This is a genomic window from Desulfurivibrio nitratireducens (genome assembly GCF_044068515.1).
GTDB lineage: Bacteria > Desulfobacterota > Desulfobulbia > Desulfobulbales > Desulfurivibrionaceae > Desulfurivibrio.
This window is the reverse complement of sequence record NZ_JBIPKI010000076.1, coordinates 1-4,739: the sequence shown is the minus strand read 5'-3', so window position 1 is coordinate 4,739 and position 4,739 is coordinate 1. Positions and strand designations below refer to the sequence as shown.

Annotated in this window: 5 protein-coding genes; all 5 read right to left on the bottom strand. The window is 60.7% G+C overall.

Annotated features, from left to right (window positions below; all coding sequences use genetic code 11):
- Positions 1–19 precede the first annotated feature (19 nt).
- Positions 20–1,351, bottom strand: coding sequence for a PEP/pyruvate-binding domain-containing protein (locus ACHHTY_RS11725; protein WP_395494351.1), 1,332 nt, complete (start codon positions 1,349–1,351; stop codon positions 20–22).
- Between the two features lie 288 nt (positions 1,352–1,639).
- Positions 1,640–2,326, bottom strand: coding sequence for a hypothetical protein (locus tag ACHHTY_RS11720; protein ID WP_395494350.1), 687 nt, complete (start codon positions 2,324–2,326; stop codon positions 1,640–1,642).
- 13 nt (positions 2,327–2,339) lie between these two features.
- Positions 2,340–3,680 carry a sulfite exporter TauE/SafE family protein gene (locus ACHHTY_RS11715; RefSeq protein ID WP_395494349.1) on the bottom strand — a complete coding sequence of 447 codons (1,341 nt, stop codon included), beginning with the start codon at positions 3,678–3,680 and terminating at the stop codon, positions 2,340–2,342.
- Between the two features lie 147 nt (positions 3,681–3,827).
- Positions 3,828–4,256: a response regulator gene (locus ACHHTY_RS11710; protein ID WP_395494348.1), complete on the bottom strand. Its 429-nt coding sequence runs from the start codon at positions 4,254–4,256 to the stop codon at positions 3,828–3,830.
- A 168-nt stretch (positions 4,257–4,424) separates the two neighbouring features.
- Positions 4,425–4,739, bottom strand: a 315-nt coding sequence (locus ACHHTY_RS11705; RefSeq protein ID WP_395494347.1) for a hypothetical protein, incomplete at its 5' end; no start/stop codon positions are given.

Below are 4,739 nucleotides of genomic sequence, written 5' to 3'. Positions count from 1 at the left end.
CGACGGCCCACCAGTAAAATCACCGGCCGCCGGCGGCGATGGCCCGGGCCGGCGCGGCCACCGTGCCGCTCAAACCAGCCCCGCCTAAAGGCCGGGATTGGAGCAGGTAAATCCGGCCGTCGCGGCCCAGGGACCACTCGATATCCTGGGGAGCGCCGAAATGCTCTTCCAGGCGCACGGCAATGGCGGCCAGTTCGGCCAAACGCTCGCCGGTGAGCAAGCGGTCGGCCGGCGCGGCCGGGGCCGAATCTTCGCCAGGCTCGCTCGCGATTTCCCGGTGCGGGTGGGCCCGCTCCACCCGGTAACGGCGGGTGACGGCCTGGCCGCTGACAACCTGGTCGGCCAGACCGGCCGCGGCGGTGATTTCCACGCTGTCCCCACGAAGATCATGAGGCGGCCGGCTGTACATGACCCCGCTGACCTCGCCATCCACCATAGCCAGGCAACCGACGCACATGATCACGTCTTCGTGGCGAAAACCGCGCTGCAGGCGATAAATCATGGCCCGGGCGCGGTACTTGCCGGCCACGATCTCCTTGTAGGCCGCCAGCAGGGAGGCGGCGTCAACCTTGAGCCGGGTGCGGTACATGCCGGCAAAGGAACTGCGGCTGCTGTCCTCCCCCAGGGCGCTGGAGCGCATGGCCACCAGCGGTTTTTCCGCCCGGCCCTCGCCGAGTTTGGCGTAATGGGCCAGAATTTCCTCCTCCAGGTCGGGGGGCAACGGAGCGTCGATAATCAACTGCTCGATGGCGGCACTGACCGCGTAGACATCATCCAGCCGTTCCTGGTCAAGCACGGTCAGGCGGCGGTTGATCTCGACCTGGATGTTGTTGACCGCGAAGAAATGGCGGGTGGCCGCCGCCGTAATGACAAAACCCTCGGGGGTGGGCAGGCCGATCCGGTTGCGGATCTCGCCCAGGTTGGCCATTTTCTCCCCGGCCTGGTCGGCCGCGTGGCGGTCAATTGCGGAGAGGGGCAGGATAAAGTCATGACCCGCCACGGCCGGTTCCCGAGTCAAAATCTTTTCCAGTTCGCCGGTGATCTGCTGGAAAGGGGGCAACAGATCCTGGTAGCGGCGCTCGCCCAGCTCCTGGAGAAGATTGATAATTTTCAGGATATTGGCCCCCAGGGCGGTGCAGTGGCTGCGGACAAAGGCCATGCTGAAGGGGCGTCCCCCCTCCAGGGCCTGTTCGATTTCCGCCATCAATTCCAGGGCATTGTTGTTGGCGGTGAGCAGGGAGCGGAAATTGCGGTACTGGCGGCGAAAGGCGGCCCGCAGCTCCTCGCTGTCGCGCAGCGGCTGCCGCTCAACCAATCCCAGCGCTTCCTTGAGGCGTTCAAAAAGGCTCATCACTTACCCGGATGATTAAAGCCAACGTCAGCCACCGGCCCACCCACCAGAATCATAGCAGGTTCAGCCCAAAAAAGGGGGAACGAAGACCAAGCAAAATCCGAGTCATCGCCCCCCCACCCAGCACATTCAAAGCAAAATTGCCGACAGGAAAAAATAATCCAGAATATCCCGCCGACGGGAAAAGTTACGCCAGTGCCGCAGGTTGCGGCAAGCGGGGAGGCGCCGCGTACATCAGTACGCAAGCCGCCCCGATCGCCGCAAGATGCGGTGCTGGCGCAACTTTTCCTAGTGCTCGAGGCGGATTCCCCACCCTTCAAACATGAAGAGAATGGCAAACCCGAACCAGAGGGTATAGATGACGTAGCCGGCCAGGGAGAGCACCACGGTGCCCGCCTTGTTGCGGATCGGTTCGGCCTCGATCTCGTAGTAATTGTAGGCCGGCTCGACCCCGCGGGTCATGGCATCGTAAAAGACCTTGGCCTCGGCAAAGAGGTGCTGGCGGTTGAGGTCGTCCTGGCCGGTCTTGAGGGCATTCCACCAGTCGTAAACCACCAGGCGCTCATGCATGCCGTAGCGGGCCGAGATGGCCCCGCCGTCGTTGGCGTACATCAGGTCGGCGTCCTCGAGGATCGCGGTCAGCATCCGGCCCATGTCGCCGGTAACCTCCAGGGAGGTTCCGTCGCCCACCACCCGGGCCCCGATCATTTCGAAGTTCCTGGTGGTCCGGTCAGCCTGGGCCTCGTCCTTGGCCTTGACGGTAAAAGTTATCTCCTTGCCGATGTGCCTGGCGGCGCGTTCCTGGGCCCCCGGAATGTAGTAGGCGGAATTCTTGGAAATCGAGTTGTAAAGATTATCCATGTAATCCAGCAAGTTCTGACCGGCGAAGACCGGCGACATCAATAGCGCGAATACGCCCCAGAAGCCGATGAACAGCACCAACCCCAGGCTGAATTCCTTCTTGTTGTGAATCATTGTCTTAACCTCCTTAAGCCTGGTGGGAAGTGGTGGCGTGACCGATCTTCAGATGCTTGATATTGACCACGAAAGTGCCGATAACCCAGACCGAGAAAATGGTAATGACCACGAAAAAGAGGTAGATCCCGATCTGCTCCAGGATATAGCCGGTCCTGGCCGTGATATCGATATACCCCAGGGCGGCCAGTTTGCTCGGCAGGGCGAAGGCCCGGTTAACGAAACCGGAAAGCACCGCCACCGCGTAAAAACCCCGAATGGTGGAGCCGGGCACGACCTTGGTGACCACCGAGCCGATCTGAATCCCGATCAGGGAACCCAGCAGCATGCCCATGGCCAGGGTGTAAAAGATGAAGCCGTAGATGGCGTACTGGCCCAGGCCGGCATAACCGGCGGTGAAGATGATCTGGAAGATATCGGTCCCCACCGTGGTGGAGGAGGAGACCCCCAGGATATAGACAAAGATCGGGAAGGTGAGAAAACCGCCGCCGACCCCCATGATCGCCGCGGCCAGACCGACAAAGGCCCCGGCGATGACCAGAAAAATGGCCGAAATCTTGCGCCCGCCGGGCACCACCCCCTGGTCAAAATGGACCATGGGCGGAATGTTGATGCTTTGCAGTTTCTCGGACAGAGCGGTCATGCTTTCCTTCTCGGCAACCACCTCGCCCGGGGCCACCACCGCGCCGTCAGCGCCGACCGCGCCGTCAGCGCCGCTGGTGATCTTCCGGCTCTTGCGGGAACTCAGAAAATCCGTCAGGGAGTAAAAACCGAGAAAGCCCAGCATGAAGACGTAAACGGTGGTAATGAAGGCGTCGCTGAGCACCGGATTCAGTTCATACAGGGTCCGGTTGATCAGGCCCCCCACGGTGGCCCCGCCGATGGCTCCGATCAGAAAGGTGACGGCCAGAGGCACGGAGATGTTGCCCAGCTTGCGATGGAGCACGCTGCCCATGATCGCCTTGGCGAAGATATGGAACAGATCGGTGCCCACCGCCATAATCCCCTTGACCCCGGCGCTCATCAGGGCGGGAGCGATTATGAAGCCGCCGCCGGCGCCGATGCAGCCGGTAATCAGGCCGGCGCCCAGGCCGACGCCGATGGAGGCGAAAAAGATGGTGGAAGTGTAAAAGGCCGGGCTGTAGGCCATTTTGCCCCCGAGAATGGAAGGCAGCGCGGCCACCAGTTCGTCGGCCCAGGCGATCCCGCCCAGAATGATGGGCAACAGCAGCAGTCCAAGAATAATCAGGCGCTTGCGGTCACCCAGAATCCGGTCCGACATCTCCTTTTCCCATTTGGCATGGGCTCTGGCGCCAGCCATCATGATCTGGCCGGCTTGTTTAAATGCGCTCATTGGAAGATATCCTCCTGTTAACCTTTTCGAATTATGCGATTTAATTTCTTAAACGATCTTTGGGCCCAGCATAACAAACTGAGCGGTCAGTCAGATTTTGCTGATTATAAAATAATCCGCCCCCTCCCGCCGGTTACCCGCCCTATCCTACCAAGCCTTGCTGCCGATGATTTCCTTGATGCTGTTTTCGTTCTCCTCTGTTACCAGAACCATCTTGCGGGCGCTGGCGTCTTTGATTTTCTGGGTAAGAGTTTCAATGTCCGTGGGTTTTTCCAGCAAATCGAGGGCCCCCAGCTTCATCGCCGTTACCCCTTTCTCCACCGTGGCTTTCCCGGTCAACAGGATTACCTGGAGTTTGGGATTAAGCTCCTTGAAGCGCCGCAAGGCTTCGAGACCGTCCATGCCCGGCATCTGCAGATCGAGAATGACGGCGTCGTAGCTGTCGACATCCTGGCGGGCCAGGGCCTCGATGGCGGAAGTGGTGGTCACCACCTCCATGTTCCGGTTCCGCATGCGGGCGGCCAGAGCCTCAACAAAATCCTCTTCGTCATCAACCAGCAAAATTTTCTCTTTCATGACTATTCTCCCCTACTGAGTTATCCGCTCACGTTAAGCAAGCTCTCCCCCGACTGGGAATCAGGCGGGACGATCTTGCCTCTATTGTGCCGGCCTGCCCCCAGGGGGCTATGCCGGCGGTCCAGCATTGTTAATATTTTGCTTTGGTCATTTACCAGCCAACAATGTTTAAACGCCTGACAAGCCCTGCAAACTCAATTCAAGGCGGCCGGCGGCCTGGTCCAGCCGGCAGGCGCCCCGCAGGGCGGCCAGCAAAGCCTCTTCCTGCCCGCCGGGAAAAGGGGTCGGCAGGTTATCGCCCCCCCCATCAGCCGGCTGCCAGGCTAGAACGATCAGGCCGGAGGGCCGCTCCGGATCCTGTTCCCCGGATGCTCCGGGGCCGGCGCTGACCCGCCAGGAAATTTCACTGCCGGCAGCAGCCGCCTGAAAGGAAAAATCCAGTCCGCGCCAGAGCAGGTGCAGCAGGGTGAAGGGTGCGGTGGC